Source organism: Agriterribacter humi, assembly GCF_009192765.1.
Lineage (GTDB): Bacteria > Bacteroidota > Bacteroidia > Chitinophagales > Chitinophagaceae > Agriterribacter > Agriterribacter humi.
Map to the genome: position 1 here is coordinate 56,764 of NZ_VOHQ01000014.1, position 20,477 is coordinate 77,240.

Sequence of the window (20,477 nt, forward strand, 5' to 3'; positions counted from 1 at the left end):
ATGCTTCAAAGCCTTTATCTTTATAGAAACGTATACCCTTGCCACACGAAGCCATTTCTGTATTTGATATGTTTAAAATAGGGGTGGGTCCTTCCAGTTCCCACACGCTGGGTCCATGGCGGGCGGCACAATTGTTTACCGCTAAGCTGGCAAAGCAGCACCTGTTGAATGAAGTTTTATCATTGCAGGTGCTGTTGTATGGTTCTTTAGCTAAAACGGGTAAGGGCCACGGTACCGATATTGCTGTTCAACTGGGCTTATGTGGCGAAGATCCCGAAACCTTTGCCGTGGAAAATATCCTTACCTGCATCAATGATATTGCTATTAATAACAGTTTGCTGTTACAAGGAAAGCAAAGTGTTGTGTTCCATCCTTATGAGGATATTGTTTTCCTGTCGAAAGAAGCGCTTCCCTTTCACCCTAATGCGCTCACCTTTTTAGTAACGCTTAACACCGGGAACAAAATTGCCGAAACCTATTACTCTGTTGGTGGAGGCTTTGTGCAGCAGGAAGGGAAAGAAACGGGAAAAGCCAATGTGGTGCAACTGCCTTTTCCCATCAATACCGCCTCAGACCTGTTGCATTGGTGCATGAAGGGGTTAAGCATATACGAGGTGGTGATGGAAAATGAAAGCGCCTGGCGGCCGGAAGAAGATACTATGAAAGGAATTTTACGGATATACCGGGTAATGCAGGATTGTGTATATAAAGGTTGTCATGAAGGAGGCATATTGCCTGGCGGACTAAATGTAAAACGCCGTGCCGCCGCGCTGAATAAAAAATTATTGCAGGGGAGAACATACAGTGATTACTCTACATGGATACAAGCCATACAGGAAGGCGGAAATGGGTTTAACTATATTTTAGACTGGGTAAGCTGCTTCGCGCTTGCCGTTAATGAGCAAAACGCTTCATTCGGGCGGGTGGTAACTGCGCCTACTAACGGTGCGGCAGGTGTTGTTCCCGCTGTGTTGCTATACTATATTATTTTCTGCAACGGGGATACGGAAGAAAATGTAATCCGGTTTTTATTAACCGCCTCTGAAATAGGAAGCATTTTTAAAAAGGGAGCTACCATCTCGGCGGCAATGGGCGGGTGCCAGGCCGAGATTGGCGTTTCATCGGCAATGGCGGCCGGAGCACTAACAGAAGCGATGGGCGGCACACAAAAGCAGGCCCTTATGGCCGCTGAAATAGCTATGGAACATCACCTGGGTTTAACCTGCGATCCTATTGCCGGGCTGGTGCAGGTGCCTTGCATAGAAAGAAATACCATGGGCGCTATAAAAGCCATCACCGCATCGCAACTGGCCTTGCAGAGCACTCCCGATTTTGCAAAAGTTTCTTTGGATGCCGTAGTAAGAACAATGTGGGATACGGCTGTTGATATGAACCATAAATACAAGGAAACCGCCGAAGGGGGCTTGGCCATTCATATACCTTTGGGTTTGAAAGAATGTTGATTGGGTAATTTGAAAATTTGAAAATGTGAAAATTTGAAAATGTGAAGATGTGAAAACGGTGAGATGTGGAAATGAGGGTAGTCTGAAAGGTCTGCGGGATTGGTTTGTGTTGAACAGGCAGTACAGGTTAATCACTTTAATTTTGCATTTTTTAAATTAAACAATGTCCCACCTCGTTGAATATATTCCCATTTTCTAAATTACCGGGGCTTTTCAGCTTCCAGTTTTGCGATGAGTTTTTGGGCTGCAGCAAGACGCAATATCTTGTTTTTCTCCACTATTTTATGCGTAACCAAATTTTCAGCCCGGTGGTGCAGTGGAACAATAAGGGCTGCTATTACTACCGAAATTAATAAAATTCCTAAAGGCGAATGATGGGTGGCGTAGGATATATAGGGATGGATAAAAAGGTTGATAAATTCAAAAACAAACAACAAGCCAATGATGCCCAGGTACTTTATCCATTTTTCATTTACAATCACAGAATTGCTTAATAAAAAAAACAGAATGGTAAAGCTTACAAGCCCAACGGCTATGAACATATTTTGAATATTAATATTTCGCTCCTCTCTTTTGGAAGTCGCTTCTTCTGATATTTCCTGTTGCCGAAGCATTTCTGTAAAGGAAAGATTCTGAATTTGCTTTGATTTCTCCTGGCTAAAAAGACTGTCTTTTGCAGCAACGGTAAGATTCAGGTATAAATAAGCACTATCAATTTTTTGGATGCTTTTATAATAATCAGCCAGAAAATTACCAGCATTCAGCAACCTTTTTGTGAATCCCCCTTTTTGAGCAGCAGCCGCCGACAAACGCGCATAATACAGACAGGAATCCTGATTCCCTTTTTTCTGGAAAAGGTTTGCCATACCAAGGCTGCACTCACAAATCGCATCGTCATCTCCGGCGAGACGAAGATTTGGCAGGGCCGAACGGTAAAACTCCATCGCAATTTCTGGTTGTTTCATTTTTGAATAAATGTTACCCATATTATTCAGGGTCATCCCAACAAAATCTGTATCCTGTAATTTCACTGCCATATCATGGGCTTGCTGGGTATAGATTCGGGCAGAATCCAATTGATTCGATTTCTCATAATAGTCGCCAAGGTTGAGTAAGGTACTCATAAAAAAATAAGACATATCACCGGACTTCTCAAATAGCACCCTGGCCTGCTGGGTATAATTAATGGCCAATCTGTGATCACCCTGGTAAAAATATACGCTTCCAATATTCAGGAGCGCCGACCCTATCCTTACAGGATTGTTGATACTTTCCCCTTTCTTTAATGCCTCCAGAAAGTATTCCAGGGCTTTGGGATAATTTCCGGTAATGTTAAATACCGAAGCAGTTTGATTTAACCCGATGGCTTCCCCGTTTATATAATGAATCTTTTTGGCCAAAGCCAGTCCCTGAAGGGATAATAAAAGGGCGGTATCCGGGTTCGAAATCATGTATTGTCCGCCTAGTTTGGATAATACGAGGCTCCTGCTGCTGTCCGGCAAGTCTGTTAATAATAGTTTTTTCAAGCTATCTATTGTGCCTGATTGTGCCCTGATCAGAGCGGATTGGATCAATAATACAAGGAGGAAAACGCAAGCTTCTTTTCTCATTTTATAAGTATTAAATGGATGTAAAAAAAGCAATGACAAGTTTTTGCGAAATCTGCTATCCAAATTTACATTTTTCGGGGTTCCTTTCTATGTGGGGTTTGGGCCTGCTTCGAAAAAAAATGCATGAACAGACCGGTGCCTTTTGCGGATGAATGGGTCACCAGAAACCCAGCGTGACCGGCGGGTAATCTATGCAAACAAGGATTTTAAGATGGTGGGATCCATTTTTGTGGTGAGATCCATTTTTATTAACGTCTGGTCACACCTTCGTGGGAAAAATCGTCAGGGAATGTTTCTATGTAGCCGCCTGTTTACAAACAGGCAAATAGGATATTAGCATTGAGCAGGTTTGACAGGCATGTTACCTGAAGAATCGCTCAAATTCACTATCAACCTGGAAGTGATTCAATCCGGTAGCTTTTAAACGCTGCGCATCTTTTTCTGCTTCAGCCGCCGGGTTAGCAAACCGCCTGTATCGCCAGGCATTTATCACGCCCACCGCCAGTATATTGTTGCGCCTGGCCCATTCCACATCATCACGGGTAAGTTCGCTGCCAAACAGGTAATAATGCGAAGGGCGATATCCTGGCTTCAGCATATTTTCTTCTAACTGTTTCCTGGTGCAGCTTAATTTTATCTTACCTGTAAAAAAATCTGTTGATTCGTCCGTGCCAATCATCAATGCCGCTTTATCCAATTTGTATTTTTTTAGTAAGGCAAATACTCTTCCAAATAAAGCAGTATCGTTTCCCTGGATCTTATTATCAATCATTACTTCAATTTTGCCGCTGCAATATTGTAATGCCTCTTCAAATTTCAACACCCTGCTGCCTGTATTGCTTTTTAATTTCCTTATCTCTTCCCAGTTCATCTCTGATACCGGCTTATCCAGTCCGAAGTATCGTTTAAAATTCATATCGTGATGAATGATCAATACACTGTCCTTAGTCAGCCTCATATCAATTTCCACCATTTTGTATCCGCGTTCAATAGCTGCTTTAAGGGCAGGCAAACTGTTTTCGGCACGACTGCTGTCTACCACGCCGCCGCGGTGGGCAATGAGGTAATAATTCGTATGCGTTATGGGCGATGAAAACTGGCAAAAAGAGAATTGCGATGCAGTTGTACAAAAGATAAAAAATACGATTACAGTTTTATATTTCAGCATTTTTGTGTTTTAATAAAAAGGAACAAGTACACTACAGCTATTTAATGAGGTATATATTGTAATACCTGGAGCCTGCTGTTGTTTTTTGCGGCAAAAATGATGATTTTGTTTCGATCTTTTATGCAAATCATATTCCTCACATCTCCATCAATGAATAATCCCGTCTGTTGGTATGGCTGAGCCGCGAAGCCGCCTTTCCCGTCTCCTTTTAATACCATCCCAATAGATGCATCCAATGGACCAACCTGTACGCGGAGCGGATAAAAATTTCCACTCAGTATAATATCTTTATTTCCATCGGCATCAATATCTGCCGATACCATTCCATTCAATGCGCTCACCTGTGCAAAATTGGGCAAAGGATTAATGGTGAATTTATTATTCCCGTTGTTTTGAAGGTATATGGATTGAAGCATTTTGACTTCTATTGTAGAAGCATTTTTTAGTTGTTCTTCCGTAAAGAGATCTGTTATGCCGGCCCGGGCATAATCTTTATATGTTTGAAATTTTTTCCGGATGGTAGGAATCTGATCAGCTATTTCATCTTTCGAATACCAGGGATAATTTTTGCCGCTGTTATAATAGCATAATATGGGAATTGTAACACCCATGGAAAAAAAATCTCCGTAAGTAATGCTCAAGGGCTCTTCGGGAGTAGCTTTAAATGAGCTGTTAAGTCCGAGATTCCCAATCACAAAATCGGTATCGCCATCATTATCAAAATCATCTGCGAGTATCCGGCGCCACCATCCGTTTGTATTGGCTAAACCATAAGTACTTGTTGCATCTTTAAGCTTTCCCTGCTGGTTTTCGAATATGCGAACAGGCATAAACTGTCCCACTACTATAAGGTCTTCCCATCCATCTTTATTGATGTCTGTCCATACGGCATCTGTAACCATGCCCATTTTTTTTATTGAAGCATCGTGTGCAACCGAATCTTTTTCAAAGCGTATTTTGCCGGCCGTGCTTTTATTTTTAAGGATAAAACTTTCGGGCGCAACAGGAAAGCGGCCAGGTGTAAACATTCCGCCAACAAACAAGTCGGGCAACCCGTTTTTATCAATGTCGGCCACCCGGGCACATGATCCGCTGATGGTTTCGCCGGGCAGGGCATTTTCCAACTGTTTGAAATTTCCTTTACCATCGTTTTCAAAAATCCTATCCTGATAATTTTTGCTTGCAGCGTTATATTCTGCCCCCCCGCTTACGAGATATAAGTCAGTGTCTCCATCTCCATCTGCATCAAAAAACAATGCATCTGTATTGGTAATTTCTTTGTGATTGTTCCAGGGCTGATTCACAGACCGGATAAAACTGCCTTTTGCAGTTTGAAGGTACAATCCGCTCTCCTGTCCCGAAGAAGCGCCAATAAAGATATCTTCGAGACTGTCCAGGTTTACATCAGCTTTTCCCAGGCATGGTCCTGTTTTAGACAACTGAAACGGAAGGAGTGGAAAAATTTTAAAATCTACAAATCCTGATTGCCGGTGAGTAAAATCAATTCCTGAAATTTCAGTAATATCGGTAAACATCGGCTTAGGAGCGGGAGACACATCCGTGGAGGACGGTATTGCTGCGCGGCTCTGGTAAACAGTTATAAGCGTATCTGCTTTCACCTGTTCAAATTGCGATACTTTTCCTCCCGGCCATTTTATTAACAGTGTGCTTACCATGCTGTCGCCACCAAGCCCAATATGCATTACCGGATCTATTGTGGATTGGAATCCCCGGGTAAGATATTGTTCCTGCATTTGTGATGTGTGATTCGTTTTGATGAATACTTTAGCCCCTATACCCTGTGTATTATGACCTTCCCCTATAAAACGTATCTTTAAAAAATGCGTATTTTTATCGTTTGAAGCATTATTCCTGTAAACCAGCGCCTCGTCATTGAGCGTATTAATGATCAAATCTAAATCTCCATCATTGTCCAGGTCTGCATAAGCAGCGCCATTGCTTGAAGCAGTTTTGGTGATGCCCCAATTTTGTGTAACATTGGTAAAACTGAGATCGTGATTATTACGAAAAACATGATTATTTAATGGGGGAGTAGGCATTTCCCTGATTTGTTCCCACATCTTCATTTTATCCTGCGTTTGCCTTTTTGATTTAGATGAATATACCAATGCATATTTTACAAAATCCAGATTGGTCATATCCCTTAAAATGCCATTTGAAACAAAAAGATCCTTCCAGCCATCATTGTCAAAATCTGCAAACAAAGGCGCCCAGCTCCAGTCGGTATTGGATATGCCGGCAAGTTGGCCGGTTTCACTAAATATGGGAACACCGTTTTTATCGTTGCCATTGTTTAACTGTAAAGTATTACGCATTTGTTGCCGGTGAAACCCAAGGCTAAGGCGTAGCATATATTTATCGTATTTATCTGGTCCTTTTAGTGTTTTTTGACGGTAATTGTCTTCCGGCAGCATATCCAGTACAATTAAATCAGGGTTACCGTCATTATTGTAATCTGCAATATCCGATCCCATCGAAGATTCTGAAATGTGCCGGGCTGCAGTATGTAATACTTCCCTAAAACTTCCATCCTGTTGATTCAGATATAAAAAATCTCTTTCATCATAATCGTTTGTAACATATATATCGGGCCAACCATCATTATTCAAATCGCTGACAGAAGCATTAAGACCAAAGTTCAGTCCACTGCCGTCTATATTCGCCTGTTCGCTGATGTCTGTAAAAAAACCGTTTTCATTTTTGTATAAGCGGTTTCCAAATTTCGGATGTCTTGTTTTCCGGAGTTTATCCGAATTAAAAAAGGGGTTGTAAAACATGTCTGCATGATTTACCATAAACATGTCCAGGTCGCCATCATTATCCATATCAAAGAAATTCACCATGGTTGTAAATGTACCCGGAGCGTCCAGCCCGTATATTTTTGCTGATTCTTTAAAATGGGGTATTCCATCCGTTATGCCCGTATTGATATACAGTTCATTGCTTCTTTCTTCATCTGTGCCGGGACCTGAATAACAAAGATAAATATCCGGTAAATGGTCGCCGTTTACATCCACAATTGCAACGCCTGTCTTCCATTTCTCCCGGCTTGTGAAACCACTTTGCATCGTAATATCTTCAAATTCTAAATCGCCCCTGTTTAGGTATAATTTATTTGCCGTCATATTGCCGGTAAACAATATGTCCTGAAGTCCGTCCTGGTTAAGATCGCCAATGGCTACACCTCCGCCATTGTAGAGGTACTCGTAGGTGTCAATGTTATTATTCTCATCTTCTTTTATGTCGTTGCGAAAGGTAATATTGGAATGGCCGGAAGGCATACTGGTGAAAAGCGTATTTGAATTTTCTTTTGTGCTACAGGCAGGAGAGAGCAGAAATAGCGAGCACCCAAGAATTGCAAACGTTTGCAATTTGATTTTAGTTAAAAGCCCAAAAGATAATCCTAATTTGAGGGGGTTATTTAATGATTTCAATTGTACCATTAATTTCATAATAAGACAATATTAAAAATAAAATTACTTAACTGGAATAATTACTTTTGGTATACAGCCCTGTTATTTTGCAAAGGGTAATCTTACAAGAACACATCTTATCCACTGAAATAATACAACTAACCTGAGCTGAAATATTTTGTATTACGGCAATCAGCGATTGGCGCTATGGAACAGTAGCAACGGACCTGATTTTGAACAAGCCATATTGAATTATATAATTGTTCGTTTCCCCGATTTCAACCATTTTTTTGAAGAAGTATGAATTATATAGCGATGAAGTTTTGCAGCAGAAGTGTAAATGTGTCGGAACTATTGAGAAAGCCCGGGTTAACGAATGAGGTGCATTTCCGGATTGAAAAAAGGACGATTACCGTTTTGCCTGACAGGGCCGCGAAGTATTGCTTTCAGCTAAGACAATTATATAAACAAAACTAACAATTATGATCCCATTCCGCACTCGTATTCCCGCCGGGCGAGAAAAATTGTCCCGGGCACTCAGGGTTTTGAAGTTTACTGTGTTCCTGATTACCTCCATTTGTGTTAAAGTAAATGGAGAGGTACATGCACAACAGGTAACCCTTTCGCTTAAAAATGTTCCCTTATCAAAAGTATTTAAGGAAACCGTGATATCCAACATAGATGTAACGGGTACCATTAAAGATGAGAATGGCGAGCCTGTTGCCGGCGCCTCTATCTTAGTGAAAGGAAGCACGGTAGGTACAAGTTCAGATGCTGCGGGTAACTTTAAGCTGCAGCTTTCGCAGCAAAAAGTAGTACTGGTGATTTCATCCATTGGATTTGAAACCCGGGAAGTTACCGTATCTGCATCTGGTCCTGTAAATGTTGTGCTCGTTAAGAAAGGCGACACAAATGAAGAAATTGTTGTAGTTGGTTTTGGTACACAGAAAAAAGTAGATGTTACCGGATCTATTGCTACTGTTTCCGGCGATAAACTTACCCAGGGTATCAATCAGTCGGCTGCCCACGCTCTGCAGGGTCGTGCTTCAGGGGTAACGGTTATACAAAACTCAGGCGAGCCCGGTGCAGGTGTTGAAATAAGGATCAGGGGAGCCGGCTCCATCAATGATAATAGTCCGCTGTACGTAGTAGATGGTATTATTTCTGGTGGTATAGGTGGTCTTAACCCTGCGGATATTGAGAGCGTATCTGTATTAAAAGATGCGGCTTCAGCTTCTATATATGGATCAAGAGGCGCCAATGGTGTGGTAATTGTAACTACCAAAAAAGGTAGGCGCGATCAAAAAACAAGCGTATCATTTAATACAAGCCAGGGTATACAGCAGGCATGGAGAATGCCTACTGCCCTGACTGCGGAGGAAAGAAATACGATTCACAAGGAAGCATTAACGAATGATGGTACTCCAACAACTGATCCAATCTGGGATTACTATAATAATCCGGACAATGCAGTAACAAGAACAGACTGGTTTAAAGAAGTGCTGAAGCCTGCTTATATCTCCAATTATGACCTTGCCATCAGGGGAGGTTCCAGCAAATCCAATTATTCTTTTAGCCTTGGCTATCTGAATAATGATGGAATAGTAATGAACAGTAATTTTAAAAGGTATAATATTCGATTCAACAGTCAGCATGAAATTGCTAAAAACCTCACATTGGGAGAAAATATTTCAGTGGTGTTATCAACGCAGAAAACTGCTGAAATCCGTAGCTCTTATACCGGTGTGTTGAGTTCGGCTTTATTTAATATGCGTAACATACCCGTATGGCAGGATGAAGAAGCGGGTATTTACGGCACACCATCCGGAGATTTTCCAAATCCTGTAGCATCTTTAAACGCCAGGGATAATGTAAACAAAGGCGCCAATTTGGGGGGTAATGTTTACTTAGAGTATAAATTCCTGGGTATGTTTACCGCTAAAACTGATTTGGCCTATAACTGGGGCTTTTCAAAAAATAAAGGCTTTACTGCACTGGCGCCAGGTGGCGGACGCGGCCTTACAGAAAACAGTTTATCTGAAGCATACAATACCGGCAGCACATGGATATGGAACAATACCTTAAGCTTCGATAAAACATTTGGCAGACACCATGTCGCTGCTTTGGCTGGGATGTCGGCAGAGGAGGGTATTTCTGAGTGGTTTAATTCAGGAACAGCAAAAAGTTTCAGCAACCAGGAAAAAGCTTTACGCTATTTCAGTAATGCCGGAACTTTCCCCGATCATCCCAACGGAAGCGCCGATGATTATACATTACAGGCATATTTTGGCCGGGTAAGTTATGAGTATGATGGAAAATATTTGTTCGCTGCTAATATCCGCAGAGATGGCTCATCCAAATTTGCACCTTCTAAACGTTGGGGCACTTTCCCTTCTGTTTCTGCCGGTTGGAGAATTTCAAAGGAAAAATTCTTTGATGGGGTAGCTGATCTGATCTCTGATCTTAAAATACGCGGAAGCTGGGGACAGTTAGGAAATGATAAGATCAGCAATTACCAGTTTTTCAGTACAATAAGCGGTGTAGGTTCCCCAACACTTAATGGGGACCAATTTGCAGCAGTGGCACAGAACCGGTTAGCTAATAATACCATTCAATGGGAGTTTACCACGCAAACTGACCTGGGTATTGATATCAGCCTCCTTAACAACAGGCTGTCATTTACCGCTGATTATTATAATAAAGAAACCAGCGATATCCTCGTGCAGGTACCCTTGTTGTCTTCCTATGGCGTGGGTGTTGCTCCCTATCGCAATGCAGGTACGGTATCCAATACAGGTTTTGAGGTAAGCGCCACCTATAGAAGTTCTGGTACGAAAAAGTTTAATTACGAGGTTACTGCCAGTGTTGCCACCGTTAAAAACAAATTGAAATCACTGGGTGTTGCCGGTGCAAAAGAGATATTTGTATCTGATTATAAGAACACTTATGTTGGCAGAACGGCAGAAAGCGAAGCGATAGGTCACTTTTATGTGCTGGATGCATTGAGTCTTTTCCAGTCTCAAAGCGAAATAGACAATTATAAAAATAAAGATGGCGTTGTGATTCAGCCAAATGCCGCACCGGGCGATGTGAAATTTGCAGACCTGGATGGTGACGGTTCTATTAGCGCTAAAGACCGCTTTAACGCAGGCAACAGCTTCCCCCAGTTTACCTATGCACTCAATGTTGCTGCCGGCTACGAGGGGTTCGACTTTAGCATGCTGTGGTCTGGTAGCCAGGGTAATAAAATATTCAATGGACTGAAACTGGGCGGAATGTTCATGCAGGGTACAGGTTACAATAACGGACCTGAAATCCTGGATCGCTGGACACCCTCCAACACCAACACATCCGTACCAAGGGTTACCGTGAAAGATGTGAACAATAACAGAACATACAGTACGCTTTATATTGAAGACGGAAGTTTTCTGCGTATGAAATATTTAACCTTTGGATATACTTTTGGCGATAATCTTATTGGTAAAGGCATATCAAAACTGCGTGCATTTGTAACATTTCAAAACCTTATCACCATCACCAAATACTCCGGTTTCGACCCGGAAGTGGGTGCTGATTTAGGCTCAAGCAGCAATATGTACGGTGTAGATCGTGGTGTGTATCCACAGGCAAAAGCTTATATCATAGGCATAAACTTTAATTTTTAATTGTCAATCAGATGAAAAAGTATATCATATTCATTTTAATAACAGGCTTATTGAACGGTTGTTCGAAAAGTTTTTTGGATAAGGATCCGCACGAACTTACCGACGCGGCATTCTGGAAAACAGCAGAACAGGCAGAAGCTGCCCTGGCTGGTGCATATACCCCGCTGTCGGATGAAGAAGCGTTGGGTGGAGAAGAATGGTGTGGCATGGAAACCTTTAGTGATATCGGTTATATGAATGATAATTATCCCGATTTCATAGCCATGAGCGAATTCAGGGCCAACCAGAATACAGAAAACGATCTTAGTTTGAACAGCTACAAAGAGTATTTCCAGGTAATCAAAAGATCAAGTGATGTATTGGCACATGTACCTGATATTGATATGGACGAAGCGCAAAAAAAGAGAATTCTGGGAGAGGCGAACTTTTTACGGGCGTACGGTTATTTTACTGAAGTTATCCGTTATGGCGGCGTTCCATTATATGATCCGCTCAACGCTGAGGCTGCAGCAATCCGGGCAACAGAGGAAGAAATCTGGGCTACCATTGAAAGCAGCCTGGTAGCTGCAACATCACAGCTTTCTTTCGATCATGAGGAAGGTCGTCCGGGTGCAGGTGCGGTATGGGGTTTACTGGCTAAAGTATATGCCTATCAAAAGAAATGGCCGGAATCAAAAAGCGCGGCTGAAATGGTCATTAATTCGGGCAGGCATAGCCTTTATCCCGTTTATGCTGACCTGTTTACCATTGAACATGAAATGAACGATGAAACGTTGTGGGCGCTTGGCGCAAGGGAAGGCTCAAACCCTATTACCAGTATGATCATGCTTCCTAATGATGTATGGGGCGGTACGCATGATGAGCAAACAGGAGCAGGCTGGAGATTGGTGAGCGCTACCGAAAATTTTTATGATTCTTATGAAGCGGATGATGCAAGAAAAGCCGCAACGGTAGCTAAACGTAACGTGGATATGGTTACCTATAATGGCGTTACCGACATATTAAAAGCGCCTAACAACCAGTCTCCGGTTGTTTGCATCAAATTCCAGCAACCGTTTAAAAATGTTGTGGTTAATTTTAGTCCCGGGCTGGATATACCGGCTATTCGCTTTGCAGATGTATTGCTGATACATGCCGAAGCCATTATGAACCTTAATGGAGGCGGACCTGCAAACAGAACAGTGGGTGTTGCAGCCGCTGCGGAATCGTTTAACCTGGTACGTGAGAGAGCGGGTCTGGACCCTATTGCAGCACCCACATTTAATGATTTGATGTATGAGCGTAAAGCAGAATTGGCATTTGAAGGTGGCGACCGTCATTTTGACCTTGTACGCTGGGGGCTTGCAGAAGAAGTATATAATGCGCTTCCTGCGGAAGGAACGTATAAACCAAAACGGACTTTTTTGCCTGATAAACACAGGTTACTGCCTTACCCTCAAAGGGAAATAGATAACAGCAGTGGAACAATTACTCAAAATCCAGGGTATAATTAATAATTGTCTATAGCAATATGCTTCTTCTGGTTATTAGTAGGAGCACGGTTATTTATAAATGCTTTCAATGATGGCATTACAAAAAGGGCGGCAGATGATCAGTTCATCTGCCGCCTTCTTTTAAAGATATCTTAACCACAATTTATTGCGGATAGCCCGGGTTCTGAGGTTTCAGATTCGGGTTATTCAGCATTTCCTGTACGCCCAGCGGGAATAGCAGGTGTTTTTCCTGCAAAGGCTGGTTGGAGCTTTTATTGATATGCCCAACAAAGTTGTCGAAGCCATTCGTGGTTTCGTTGTAAACTTTTCTTAAGCGTACCATATCAAACCAGGTAATGCCTTCATAACAGAGTTCATGCCAGCGTTCTCTCCATACGGCTTCACGGAAACTATCCTGGGTGTATGTGCCAATAGCCGGAGTTACGAGTTCTGCCCTGTCCCTGATCCTTTTAAACGCATCATATGCACTTTGATCGCCGGCTGCTACTTCATTCTGCGCTTCTGCGTAAATGAGCAATACCTCGGCATAGCGGATCTGAGGTACATTGAGATCATTCCTCCTTGTGCCTTCCACGCCAGGACTTCCAAATGCAACCACGTTAAAGTGTTTAAAAATATAGGGAGCACCGAGGTCAAAGGGAGCGCCGCTACCATTATGATAATAGCTGGTATAAAAATAACCTTCCTGGTCCTTTGCCCTCAGATCGCCGGGTTCATACGATTGGTAGAAAGACAAAGTGGGTACAGTGCTTCCTGTGCCGTTTGCACCGTAAGCGCTCACAGGCTTAAAGTTGGGGAACATATTTTCCATGGGGTTACCCGCAACATCAGCAAGATACTGGAGTTCAAAAAGGTGTTCAATTTTGTTTTCTGTATCTACATGATGTACTTCTCCATAAGTGTCAAAAAGGTTGATGACACCAGGGTTTGCATTGGCGTAATCAATTACTTCTTTGGCCTTATCTGCTGCCAATTTATAATAAGCCGCTCCTTTATTAAGGGGTTGTCCCGCCATGGTAAGGTATACCCTGGCTAACTCTGCCTTTACAGCAGCCAGTGAAACGCGACCGGTGGCATCCATCCATGGTAAACCCGCGGCTTCTGCTGCTAGAAGGTCTTCTACAATCAGGGTATACACATCTTCCTGTGCCGCACGGCCGGGAAAGAAATCTTCCGAAGTGGCCGCTTGAGGTGTGGTGATCAAAGGAATATCACCCCACAACCTTACCGCGTAAAAATAGGCCCAGGCACGAAGGAATTTTGCTTCACCCAGGATCTTTGCCTTTTGTGCTTCATCCATCGGTGTTATGCCCGGAATTTTATCAAGCGCAAGATTGGCATTTGCAATTACCTTGTACAGTCCGTTCCACCAGTTGATAACATGCCCGGTATTACCATCGTATACCAATGAGTACAGGTTATTCAGATCAGAGTTCTGTGCTGTTTCCGTGGTAGAAGTTCCGGTAACGGCTTCCAGCAATTGCCAGTTGGAAGAAAAGATACCGGCGCCATCGCCGAAAAAGCGGGTATCGGCGTAAATGGCAGCAATGGCCGCTTCCGCATGTTCGGGAATGGTGTAAAAATTATCGGGGGTTAAATTGGAAGGATCCTGCTCCTCCAGGAATTTTTTACAGCCCGATGCCAGCAGCATCATTCCGCAAAGGATAAGAGCGCCTGCCTTTTTTATTATATTAAAATTCATAGTCAATATCTTTTAAAATTGTTTAATGAGTTAGAGTCCGATGTTTACGCCCAAAAGATAAATGGTTGGTTTAGGATAGCTGTGCCAGTGCTGTCCCTGTGAGAATGCATTCCTGGCATCATCGGCATAACCGCCTGTAGGTGTTGTTTCCGGATCGGTGGTGAGGTCTTTGCTGGCGATAATGAAGGCGTTTTGAGCAGAAGCATAAATTCTGAGCTTGCTTAATCTTAGTTTTTCAGTAACGTTATTCGAAAAATCATAACTCAGTAAAAGGTTTCTGCCACGTATAAACGAACCATCTTTAATCCAACGTGTATCCACGTTGGTTACATAGCCGGCTCTTGTATCGCGCAATTCAGCAATAGGTGTGTTCTGGTTTTCAGGTGTCCATGCATTTAACACGGTCCTGTAGCTGTTAGCCAGTGAAACGCGGTCTTCGCTGGAGTGGGAGGTCATATCTAATATATCATTGCCATAGGAATACTGAAGATCAATCAGTAAGCCAAAGTTCTTGTAACGGAAATTGTTCGTAAATGAACCCCAGCCTTTAGGGCTGCCATTGCCGATGATCATACGATCGGCATCCGTAATAGCGTAGTCGCCGTTTACGTCTAAGTATTTGATATCGCCGGGCAATATGGTTAGGCCGTTACGATAGCTCACAAACTTGGCTGCTTCCGCTCTTTCGGCTTCGCTCCATGTTCCCAGTCGCACCAGGCCCCAGAAAGAACCAGCCGCTTCACCTATACGGATAATATTGGTTGGGTTGGTGAAATTAGCGCCGCCTACGTTAAAAATGTCGGAGGGAGTTGCCAATGAAAGCACTTTATTCCTGTTCAGGGAAATATTGAAAGTAGAGGTCCAGTTGAAGTTTTCTTTGTCTATCACAACAGCAGTCAGCCCCAGTTCTATTCCTTTGTTCTCCATAGAGCCAATATTCTTGCGGATGCTGGCATAACCGCTGGTACGTGGTACCGGGGCATCCAGCAGCATATCCGTGGTTTTCCTGTAATAGTAGTCGGCTTCTAAGGTGATCCGGTTGTTCAATAAGCCTAACTCTAACCCAAAATCCATTTGGGCTGTTTTTTCCCATCTTAAATCGGGGTTGGCCAGCCTGTTTATGCCTGTTCCGCCTACCCGTGCGTTATTAATGATAGCAGCATAGTTAGAGCTTAACAGCGACAGGGATGAATAAGGAGGTATTTCTGAGTTACCCGTTACCCCGTAGCTGGTGCGCAGCTTTAAGTTTGAGATGGTTTCATTATCCCGTAAAAAATTTTCTTCCGACACTCTCCACGCCAGTGCGGCAGAAGGGAAGAAAGAATATTTCTGGGTTTCGCCAAATTTGGAAGATCCGTCTGCACGTCCTGTAAATGTTATTAAATACTTGTCCTTTAAACTATAGTTGATCCTTCCAAAATAAGAGTTAAAGGCGAACCTTGTCCTGTTGGAACTAAACCCGGGGCTGGTGCTGCCTGCTCCCAGGTTATTGTACATGAAATAATCGGTTGAAAAGTTCTGGATACTGGCCCCGCTCCTGTAAAAATTGGTTTCCTGCCATGAGATACCCAATAACCCGGTAATAGAATGTATTTCATTGAACCGTTTATTATAGGTTAGATAATTTTCCAGCGACCAGAAAATCTCTCTCCTGTTGTCTGCATTGGCTGTTCCTTTTTGGTTTCTGGCCAGCGTACGGCTCTGCGATTGCAGGTTTTCCTGTGCCAGAACATTTGTACCCAGTACGGTACGCATTTCCAGGCCTTTGGCCAGGCTGATATTAGAATAAACACTACCTATGGTGGTTTGCGTATTTAATATATACCGGGTATCCGTTAAGCGGTGTACTACGTTATCGCGACCTTCAGCATTGGGGTAATTCCGGTTATCGGCCCAGGTGCCATCCTCATACTTTACAGGCAAAAAAGGAAAGTCTTCCACAATGCTGCGTGGAACCTGGTCGCTCTGGTCTACTATATTTTCCTGCTGGTTGTTATAGGTTAAGGTACCGCCTACCCTTAACCAGGGTTTGATCTCGCTGTCGAACGAAAACCTTGCCGAATAGCGTTTCAGGTAAGAGGTCAGCAACAACCCCTGGTCATCGCGGTAACCCAGTGAAGCTGAAAAAGTGCTATGGTCACTACCGCCGGAAAAACCCAACTGGTGATTTTGTGAAAGCTTGTTTTGAGTGGCTTCTTCTAACCAGTTGGTATCATACTTTGGGTTGCCATTGCTGTCGAAAAGCCTGGGGTCTGTTCTGGCCAAGGCAGGATTTCTGCCCACATACTTTCCGGCAGCCCATCCAACAGGGTCATATTTTGCCATGTTCTGGTAAGCCAGGTCTTCCACCGCCAGGAATTCTTTCGCGTTTAATACCTTGGTCCTGATCGGTCCGATGGTTGGAACACTAACATCCGCATCATAAGTAACTTTTCCGGGGCCTGATTTTCCGCGTTTGGTAGTAATTAAAATAACGCCATTTGCACCTCTTGCGCCATAAATGGCTGTAGAAGACGCGTCTTTCAATATTTCAACGGATACAATATCATTGGGGTTGATATAATCAATGGCCTGGCTGGCCTGTGTTTGATTATTGATCGGCATCATTACCCCGTCAATTACATACAAAGGGTTATTGGAAGAGTTGATGGAACTGAAACCACGAATGCGGATATTGGTTCTTCCACCCGGACGTCCGGAATTAGAGTTTACCTGTACGCCCGTAACCTTTCCTGCCAGCGACTGGCTGAGGGAAGATACGGAGCGTTCCTTTAGCTTGGCTTCAGAAACAGTTCCTACTGCACCGGTAAGATCAGATTTTCGCGCTGTGCCGTACCCGATCACCACCACGTCTTCCAGCGCTTTTGTATCTGCTGCCAGTTCTACATTAATGGTGCTGCGGTTGTTTACTTTAATGGTTTGTGTGGTGAAACCAACGAATGTAAAAACCAGCTCGGCGTTGGATGATGCGCTGATGCTGTAGTTTCCCTGGTCATCCGTAGTGGTTCCGGCAGAGGCGCCTTTTACGGTAACCGATACGCCATACAATGGTTGTGCTTCAGATGTAACTTTTCCTTTCACAGTTATGGTTTGCTGTGCAAAGGAAAATAAGCTACATAAACTGAGAAGGGTGAAAAGAAATAATCCTTTTTCCCATCCCATAAAAGAGGGCTTTTTTTTAATCATAAAAGGTAGTTTGAATTGGTTTTAGTATGTAAAAAGAAAAATACTCAGGTAGGTATGGAAAGTTCGCCGGAAAAGCGGCTGTATCAGCGTGGCTCTATGCGCTTAATGTGTTGCAATAAATAAAATAAGGATTGGGAAGGCAAAGCATGTCTCATGATGGTAGAAGTTAAGCTCGTTAGTAATTTTGGTTTGCGTTCAAAAACAAACTTCCTTAATAGTCTTGTTATGGCGTATTAAGTTTGTATTAAACGGTTTGCATCAGGTATTTGGTAAACTTACGATGATTCGATTGATAAAAAGCAATAATGTCATACGCAAACGTTTGCAATTTTTGCGGGTAAGTGCCGTTTTGGGTTTGCATACATGAACGAATCAATGATTACCATTACATTCTCGCATATAATAGCATGCTAACACAGAGGAAACCAAAGTATTAATATAGAAGCAGCATTTAAACCCCGCAAAAAAAGGCAGGACATATTTATTGTTTTGTAGTTATAACATTTGCTGGGCGTCCGGGTTGGGATAATGGCGAAAAGTTTTATACGGAAATCGGTTTATGGATGATCCTGTTCGATAAGGTGCCGATCTCATCAATGCTGATATTTACAATATCATTTCCAAGCAGAGTAAAGTCATTATCGGGCACCAGGCAGGTGCCTGTCATTAAAAAGCAACCCGAAGGAAAATCGGTTTCCCTGAACAGAAATTCAGCCAGTTCAGGAAGCGACCTTTTCATCATGCTGAGTTTAATGGCGCCTTCAAATATAGGTTGGTTATTGCGGAGAATGTTCATGCTGATGGTAGTACCCGGATCAATGGGGTATTGAGGTATATAAAGACAGGGTCCAAGCGCAGCGCTTCTTTCATAGGTTTTGGCCTGCGGCAGGTACAAAGGGTTTTCACCTTCAATGCTGCGTGAGCTCATATCATTTCCTATAGTGTAGGCCTCTATATTGCCCGCGCTGTTAATAAATAAGGTCAGTTCCGGTTCCGGTACGTTCCATGTAGAATCCCTGCGGATATGCACATCCTCAAAATGCCCGGCAACACGGTGGGGCAGCGATTTGAAAAATAACTCCGGCCGCTCTGCTTCATACACTTTATCATAAAAAGTAGCGCCTCCCGATTCCTTTGATTCTTCCATGCGTGCATCGCGGCTACGCAAATACGTTACTCCCGCGGCCCATACTTCCTGGGTTCCTATGGGTGCTAAAAGGGGACGTGTTAAAAACACCGCTATTTCTTCCTGCGATAGTTTGGGAAACTTTGCCAATGAATGCAGCAGGTATTCATAAAGGTTATTTCTGTTGATCAATGTGTCAAAAGCCGCTCCCGATATATAATATTCGCTATTGTGCTCCAGTACAGTTCCGTTCTGCGTTTTATACAATTTCATATAGGTGATTTTTTAAATAATTTAGAATCCTATGGCATTTTAGCTTTGTCTAAGTCTGCGCCAAGCAGGTTCGCCGCCAGTGCTTTTAAAGTTGCATAATCGCCTTCAAAGTGACAGGTAGTTTGCCGGTAGGTTTGCGTTTCACCGGGTTGTAAGGCCCTGGCTGCAGAAGAAGATTCCAGTTCATAAAACGGGCCCAATTGTGAGCCATCTTCCAACGGTCCATCATTATAAGCATTTACCACATCTCCTTTGTAGGGTTGTTTTTGCAATTCCCATTTGGAGTTTACATAATCGCCATTTGGATCAATATCAAAAAAGATAATGGTTAACATATTCTTTTTAAAATCGAAACTGCCGGCGAACGGTTTGGCAATAGCGGGAGATAAGCCCAGTTTGCTGCGGTGTTTTCCATCACATTTTAATAACAGCACACTGTCTTTTGTAATGAGCCGGTCTGCAGGTATTTGCCCGAAGTAATTATCAGTAATAAAACTTTTAACGTCCTTGCGGTTGTGGAAAGGAACGATGGTCACTGTTTCTTCGGAAGGAGTAAACATGCCCAGCAGCCAAATGGAGAGCAGACCGCTTTCTTTTTTCCAGGCATTTTCACCCATATTTTTTATTGTATTTTCCGTTTCATAGGCCACCCATGTAAGTCCGGCAGGAACGATAGTTTGCAGGCGGGTATGTAATGCTGCTTTATCCAGCAGGCGAACATTCCTGTTGATGAAAATATTGAATTCGGTTCCGCTGTAATTGGTAACAACGGCTTTCTGCGAAAACTCAACACTGGTACTGTCTGAATGCGTTACCTGGTAAGCCACCGTATCAATTATGGTTGGTACCTGCCAGTTATTTATATTGAAAGAATCTCCTTTTTTAAAATAAAAGGAATACTGGCCACCTTCCGGGCCAATCCATAACCGCTCTTCTCCGCCAACAGGGTTAAACTGATCCCTGAACTTTCCGGTAGCGATGAGGTCGTAATTGATCCAGCCGGCGCTATTGCCCGAATCGCCGTTTGCAGTGCTTGTCATCACCCTTCCCTGGTAGTCGGCCGTAAGCAATACCCTGGCGCCATCTTCATTCCATAATTCTATAGTATTATCCAGGTGTTTTTTTAAAAAAGCGGCATCATAGCCATAGCTGCCTTTTGCATATTCAACTGCTTTTCCTGGTTGGGGTTCATTACAAGCCATCCATACAATAATTAAAAAAGATATTCCCCATAGAGAAGAAAAATATTTGTTCATACTGTTGCCGTTTAAAAATACGGGACGTTAAGGTAATAAGTTTATAAGGACGGAGCGCACTGAAGCAGATTTTTTATCGTGTATTGATCACACTCATACCT

10 protein-coding genes are annotated in these 20,477 nt (G+C 43.0%); 3 read left to right on the forward strand and 7 right to left on the reverse strand.

Features of this window, described 5'->3' with window-relative positions:
* Positions 1–38 precede the first annotated feature (38 nt).
* Positions 39–1,463: an L-serine ammonia-lyase gene (locus FRX45_RS19510; RefSeq protein ID WP_152270159.1), complete on the forward strand. Its 1,425-nt coding sequence runs from the start codon at positions 39–41 to the stop codon at positions 1,461–1,463.
* Between the two features lie 200 nt (positions 1,464–1,663).
* On the opposite strand, the gene FRX45_RS19515 is transcribed toward FRX45_RS19510, so the two are convergent.
* The 3 genes from FRX45_RS19515 to FRX45_RS19525 all read right to left on the reverse strand — a co-directional run bounded on the left by FRX45_RS19515 (position 1,664) and on the right by FRX45_RS19525 (position 7,543).
* Positions 1,664–3,073, reverse strand: a complete 1,410-nt coding sequence (locus FRX45_RS19515) for a tetratricopeptide repeat protein (RefSeq protein ID WP_152270160.1) — start codon at positions 3,071–3,073, stop codon at positions 1,664–1,666.
* Positions 3,074–3,434: 361 nt separating this feature from the next.
* Positions 3,435–4,241 carry a glycerophosphodiester phosphodiesterase gene (locus FRX45_RS19520; protein ID WP_152270161.1) on the reverse strand — a complete coding sequence of 269 codons (807 nt, stop codon included), beginning with the start codon at positions 4,239–4,241 and terminating at the stop codon, positions 3,435–3,437.
* 41 nt (positions 4,242–4,282) lie between these two features.
* Complete coding sequence (locus FRX45_RS19525; RefSeq protein ID WP_193311784.1) at positions 4,283–7,543, reverse strand: VCBS repeat-containing protein; 3,261 nt, start codon at positions 7,541–7,543, stop codon at positions 4,283–4,285.
* A gap of 614 nt (positions 7,544–8,157) precedes the next feature.
* Here FRX45_RS19525 and FRX45_RS19530 point away from each other — a divergent pair.
* A complete protein-coding gene (locus FRX45_RS19530; protein ID WP_152270163.1) occupies positions 8,158–11,340 on the forward strand; it encodes a SusC/RagA family TonB-linked outer membrane protein in 3,183 nt (1,060 codons plus the stop codon).
* A gap of 11 nt (positions 11,341–11,351) precedes the next feature.
* Positions 11,352–12,833, forward strand: coding sequence for a RagB/SusD family nutrient uptake outer membrane protein (locus tag FRX45_RS19535; protein WP_152270164.1), 1,482 nt, complete (start codon positions 11,352–11,354; stop codon positions 12,831–12,833).
* Between the two features lie 142 nt (positions 12,834–12,975).
* Here the strand turns inward: FRX45_RS19535 and FRX45_RS19540 are convergent, their stop codons facing one another.
* The 4 genes from FRX45_RS19540 to FRX45_RS19555 all read right to left on the reverse strand — a co-directional run bounded on the left by FRX45_RS19540 (position 12,976) and on the right by FRX45_RS19555 (position 20,376).
* Positions 12,976–14,535 carry a RagB/SusD family nutrient uptake outer membrane protein gene (locus tag FRX45_RS19540; protein ID WP_152270165.1) on the reverse strand — a complete coding sequence of 520 codons (1,560 nt, stop codon included), beginning with the start codon at positions 14,533–14,535 and terminating at the stop codon, positions 12,976–12,978.
* Between the two features lie 30 nt (positions 14,536–14,565).
* On the reverse strand, positions 14,566–17,721 hold the full coding sequence (locus FRX45_RS19545) for a SusC/RagA family TonB-linked outer membrane protein (protein ID WP_152270166.1): 3,156 nt from the start codon (positions 17,719–17,721) through the stop codon (positions 14,566–14,568).
* A 541-nt stretch (positions 17,722–18,262) separates the two neighbouring features.
* The gene (locus FRX45_RS19550) at positions 18,263–19,120 is read right to left on the reverse strand and encodes a fumarylacetoacetate hydrolase family protein (protein WP_152270167.1); all 858 of its coding nucleotides are present in this window, start codon (positions 19,118–19,120) and stop codon (positions 18,263–18,265) included.
* 29 nt (positions 19,121–19,149) lie between these two features.
* Positions 19,150–20,376 (reverse strand): DUF6786 family protein, encoded by a 1,227-nt coding sequence (locus tag FRX45_RS19555; RefSeq protein WP_152270168.1) that lies wholly within the window; start codon positions 20,374–20,376, stop codon positions 19,150–19,152.
* Positions 20,377–20,477: the final 101 nt, after the last annotated feature.